Origin of the sequence: Nocardia nova NBRC 15556, assembly GCF_001613005.1 — a bacterium.
GTDB classification, from domain to species: Bacteria; Actinomycetota; Actinomycetes; order Mycobacteriales; family Mycobacteriaceae; genus Nocardia; species Nocardia nova.
On sequence record NZ_BDBN01000170.1, the window covers coordinates 1 to 3,616 of the forward strand.

Here is a 3,616-nt window from a genome sequence, read left to right on the forward strand (position 1 = left end):
CGTCGCTCACCGCCGCGCGTCCGGCCCGGCCCGCAGCGCCGCCGTCACGCCGCCGTCGACGACCAGGTCGGTGCCGTTGAGGAAGCTCGCCGCGTCGGAGAGCGCGAAGGCCACCACGGCCGCCACCTCTTCGGGACGCCCTTCCCGGCGCAGCGGCGTGCGCTCGGCCAACTGTCGCATGGTCGCGTGTTCGGCTGCTTCCTGGCGGCCCTGCGGGGTGTCGATGATGCCGGGCGAAACCGAGCAGATCCGCCCTCCGGAGGGCCCCAGCCGCACTGCCTCCCGCCAGACCAGCCGCTGCACACCGCGTTTGGCCCACCCGTAGGCGATGCCCGGATGCTCCACCGCCGGGCCCACGGTCTCGCGGATCCGGTCGAGGAAATGCTCGTGCAGCGGATCGTCGAGCACGGCGAGGGCGGCGGGATCCGGTGGGTTCGGATCCAGCAGCGGCGCCATCGAGGCGAACACCACCGTCGCCGTGCCCGGACCGACCAGGGGCCGCAACGCGTCCAGCAGGTGGACGGTGCCGATCAGGTCCACGGTGAAGATGCGGCGCCAGTCCGCCATCGTGGGCGAGATCCCCGCCGCATGCGCGACGGCACGCAATTGCCCTCGGCCGCCGACATATTCCGCCAGTTCCGAGACCCGCTCGCGATCGGCGACGTCGACCACGAACGCCTCGGCCCGGGTATGCCCGGACGTCAGCTGCCGCGCGGCCGCGGCCGCACCCGCCTCGTCCCGATCGGCCAGCACCAGCACATCCACCCGTTGCGCCAGCGCGCGGGCACATTCCAGGCCCATCCCGCGTCCCGCGCCGGTCACCAGCCCTACCGCTGTCATCCTCGATCACCTTCGTTCTGTCGTTCGTCGCCCGGCGCCGCCCAGCAGCGGGCCAGGCCGGATTCGGCGGCGCGCGTGAGCAATTCGACGCGGAAGCCGTTCGGGCCGTTCAGGAAGGCGAACAGCGGCGCATCGCCGGGACCCGGCCGCATCGCCTCCACCGTGTATCCGGTTCGCTCCAGTTCCGCGATATCGGCGGCCACGTCGTCGGACCAGTAGCCGACGTGGTGAATGCCGCTGCCGGACACCGGTTCCCACAGGGTGCCCGCCACCGCCCGGATCACCTCCACACGCGGCACGGTCGTCGAGTACACGCAGCGGATATCGACGGCCTGTTCACCGGAGGACGACACCACCGTGAGCGGCCCGCCCGTCTCGATACCCCACTCGTAGCCCAGCACCTGCGACAGCGCCGCGGTCGTGGCCGCCACGTCCGCGGCGACGATGCCGATGTGGAACTGGTCGGCGGCCCTCATCCGTTCCCGCTCGCCGAAATGCCAGTCGCCGTGTCAAGAATGCTATTCTTCTTCATGAGAATCATATTTCCACCGAATGGGAGGAGGCGCAATGGCGTGGGACTTCGAGACCGATCCGCAGTTCCAGCAAAAGCTGGACTGGGCCGATGCGTTCGTCCGCGAGGAGGTCGAACCGCTCGACCTGCTCTGGCCGCACGAGCAGTTCGTGCCGCCGGACCCGGCCCGCCGCGCCGTGCTCGATCCGCTCAAACAGCAGGTGCGCGACCAGGGGCTGTGGGCCACGCATTTGGGCCCCGATCTCGGCGGGCAGGGCTACGGGCAGCTGAAACTGGCGCTGCTGAACGAGATTCTGGGGCGGTCGTCGTGGGCGCCGGTGATCTTCGGATGCCAGGCGCCCGATACCGGCAACGCCGAGATCATCGCGCATTTCGGCACCGAGGAGCAGAAGCGGCGCTACCTGCGGCCGCTGCTCGCGGGTGACCTGTTCTCCAGCTATTCGATGACCGAACCGCAGGCCGGCGCCGACCCGACCCGGTTCACCACCTCCGCCGTGCGCGACGGCGACGACTGGATCATCAACGGCTGGAAGTTCTTCTCCTCGAACGCGGCCACCGCGGCCTTTCTCATCGTCATGGTGGTGACCGACCCGAATGTCAGTGCCTACCAAGGCATGTCGATGTTCCTGGTTCCGACCGACACTCCCGGTGTTCGCATCGAACGCAATGTCGGGCTCTACGGCGAGCCGCTCGACGGCGGCGCGCACGCGCTGATCCACTACGACAATGTGCGCGTGCCGGATTCGGCACTGCTCGGCGGCGCCGGACAGGCGTTCGCGATCGCGCAGACCCGGCTCGGCGGTGGCCGCATCCATCACGCCATGCGCACCATCGGACTGGCTCGCAGCGCGCTGGACATGATGTGCGAGCGGGCACTGAGCCGCGAAACGGCGGGCAGCCGGTTGTCGGACAAACAGTTCGTGCAGGGCTATATCGCCGATTCCTACGCCCAGCTACAACAGTTCCGGCTGTTCGTGCTCTACACCGCGTGGGAGATCGACAAATACAACGACTACCGCAAGGTGCGCAAGGACATCGCCGCGGTGAAGGTCGTGATGCCGACCGTGCTGCACGACATCGCCTGGCGCGCGATGCAGGTGCACGGTGCGCTCGGGGTCACCAACGAGATGCCGTTCTTCACCATGATCCACGGCGCCGGGGTGATGGGGCTGGCCGACGGGCCCACCGAGGTACACAAGGGCACCGTCGCCAAACAGGTACTGCGCGAGTACCGCCCGAGCGAGGATCTGTGGCCCAGCCAGTGGATTCCGAAGAAGCTCGACGCCGCGCGCGCGAAATTCGCCGACTATCTCGAACACGAAGTAGGTAACCAGTGATCGACACCGCCCGCCTCGCCGAGTGGATGGACGCCCGCGACCTGCCCGGCCGCGGCGAACCGGCGCAGGCCCGGTTCCTCTCCGGCGGCACCCAGAACGAGATCTATCTGATCGATCGCGGCGACCATCGCTGCGTCCTGCGCATCCCGCCCGCCGGCGCACCACCCGAACGCGACGCCGGGATCGAGCGGGAGTGGCGGATCACCGCGGCCCTGGAGGGCACCGACGTGCCGCATACGCCCGCGGTCGCGGTCTGCGCCGACCATTCCGTGCTGGGCCGCACCTTCTACCTGATGGGCTATGTGGACGGCTGGTCGCCGATGGACAGCAAACGCTGGCCGGCGCCGTTCGACACCGACCTCGGCGCCCGGGCCGGCCTGGCCTACCGGCTCGCCGAAGGGATCGCCCTGCTGTCGCGAGTCGACTGGCGCGCCAGGGGATTACAGGATCTGGGCCGTCCCGACGGCTTCCACGAACGGCAGGTCCAGCGCTGGACCGACTTCTTCGCCCGCCACCGCGGCCGCGACCTCGACGGGATGGCCGAGGCCACCGCATGGCTGCGCGCGCACCGGCCCCTCGACTACATCCCGGGCCTCATGCACGGTGACTACCAGTTCGCCAACGTCATGTTCGAACACGGCGCGCCCGCCCGGCTGGCGGCGCTGGTCGACTGGGAGATGGGAACGGTCGGCGATCCGAAACTCGATCTCGCCTGGATGGTGCAGAGTTGGCCGGAGGACACCTCCGCACCGGAGGCCGCGGGAGTGAGTTATGTGGATCTGCGCGGTATGCCGTCGCGCGACCAACTGGTCGCGCGCTACGCGGACGTGTCCGGCCGCCAGGTCGACGACCTCGACTACTACCTGATCCTGGCGAAATGGAAGCTGGCGATCGTGCTGGAACGCGG

General features: G+C 69.1%; 4 protein-coding genes. 2 read left to right on the forward strand and 2 right to left on the reverse strand.

Features of this window, described 5'->3' with window-relative positions; genetic code table 11:
- Nucleotides 1-6 precede the first annotated feature (6 nt).
- The gene (locus NN2_RS35420) at nt 7-840 is read right to left on the reverse strand and encodes an SDR family oxidoreductase (protein WP_063019606.1); all 834 of its coding nucleotides are present in this window, start codon (nt 838-840) and stop codon (nt 7-9) included.
- Nucleotides 837-1,316: a VOC family protein gene (locus tag NN2_RS35425; RefSeq protein WP_063019608.1), complete on the reverse strand. Its 480-nt coding sequence runs from the start codon at nt 1,314-1,316 to the stop codon at nt 837-839. Before NN2_RS35425 ends, NN2_RS35420 begins: the two co-directional genes overlap by 4 nt.
- A gap of 91 nt (nt 1,317-1,407) precedes the next feature.
- Between NN2_RS35425 and NN2_RS35430 the strand changes: the two genes are divergently transcribed.
- Together NN2_RS35430 and NN2_RS35435 are read left to right on the forward strand one after the other, a co-directional pair.
- Nucleotides 1,408-2,709 (forward strand): acyl-CoA dehydrogenase family protein, encoded by a 1,302-nt coding sequence (locus NN2_RS35430; RefSeq protein WP_063019610.1) that lies wholly within the window; start codon nt 1,408-1,410, stop codon nt 2,707-2,709.
- Nucleotides 2,710-2,735: 26 nt separating this feature from the next.
- On the forward strand, nt 2,736-3,616 hold an 881-nt coding region (locus tag NN2_RS35435), incomplete at its 3' end, for a phosphotransferase family protein (protein WP_063019612.1).

Coding starts and splice junctions, on each gene's coding strand:
- NN2_RS35420 (WP_063019606.1), bottom strand. CDS start 840: ATGACAGCGGTAGGGCTGGTGACCGGCGCGGGACGCGGGATGGGCCTG.
- NN2_RS35425 (WP_063019608.1), bottom strand. CDS start 1,316: ATGAGGGCCGCCGACCAGTTCCACATCGGCATCGTCGCCGCGGACGTG.
- NN2_RS35430 (WP_063019610.1), top strand. CDS start 1,408: ATGGCGTGGGACTTCGAGACCGATCCGCAGTTCCAGCAAAAGCTGGAC.